This is a genomic window from Streptomyces sp. NPDC037301 (genome assembly GCF_055602785.1).
Window position 1 is genome coordinate 1 of sequence record NZ_JBVJWD010000191.1, and the last position, 1,006, is coordinate 1,006.

Annotated in this window: 1 protein-coding gene; it reads left to right on the forward strand. The window is 66.7% G+C overall.

From position 1 onward, the window contains the following. Window positions 1-104: 104 nt before the first annotated feature. A complete protein-coding gene (locus tag ACZ7IB_RS49320; RefSeq protein WP_383078690.1) occupies window positions 105-959 on the forward strand; it encodes an IS5 family transposase in 855 nt (284 codons plus the stop codon). The last annotated feature ends 47 nt before the right edge of the window (window positions 960-1,006 follow it).

Consider the following 1,006-nt stretch of genomic DNA (forward strand, 5'->3'; position numbering starts at 1 on the left):
AGAGGGCGTTAAGTCCCGTTCCTGATGATGTGGTGTCGCTCTTTCGTGGGTGATGGGTCGGTTCCGTCCTCGCTTCATGTCGTGTGCATGATGGGGTCGCGGGCATGGAACGGATGCCGTACGCAACCGACTTGTCCGACGAGCAGTGGGCGTTGATCGAGCCGCTGGTCACCGCGTGGAAGCAGGATCGGGTGTCGCGGTCGGCGACCGGGGACCCGGGCTCCTGCGACCTGCGCGAGGTCGTGAACGCGCTGCTCTACCAGAACCGGACGGGCTGTCAGTGGCGTCTCCTGCCGCACGACCTCCCGGCCTGGTCGGCGGTGTTCTACTACTTCAGCCTGTGGCGCGAGGACGGCCTTGACCAGCGGATCCAGGAGATCCTGCGCTGCCAGGTGCGGGAGCGGTCCAGGCGATTAGAGGACCCGTCCCTGGTGATCATCGACACCCAGTCCGTCCGCGTGGCGGCCGGAGTGCCGAAGAAGACGACGGGACTGGACGCGAACAAGAAGACGCCCGGCAGGAAGCGGGGACTCGCCGTCGACGTACTGGGCCTGATCATCGGTGTGGTGATCCTCGCCGCGAGCGCGCACGACAACGAGGCCGGCATCGCCCTGCTGGACCAGGCGGCCGAACGATGCGGGATGCGCCTGGAAAAAGTCCTCGTCGACCAGGGCTTCAAAGACGCCGTGATCATCCACGGGGCGGTGAAGGACATCACCGTCGAGGTGGTCCGCCGCAACCCCGACGACAAGGGCAAAGGCTTCGTCCCGCAACCGAAACGATGGGTGGTCGAGCAGGTCAACGGCACCCTCATGCTGCACCGGCGCCTCGCCCGCGACTACGACCACCGGCCCGACAACGCGGCCTCCCGCGTCTACTGGGCCTCCACCGCCGGCATGCTCCGCCGCCTCACCACCCCTACCCCCACATGGCGTGACGACGTGGAGCTGGCCGCGTGAACGTCTGCGAACTCCTGCGACTGCTGCAGACCGAACACGATGAGACC

Coding starts and splice junctions, on each gene's coding strand:
- ACZ7IB_RS49320 (WP_383078690.1), top strand. CDS start 105: ATGGAACGGATGCCGTACGCAACCGACTTGTCCGACGAGCAGTGGGCG.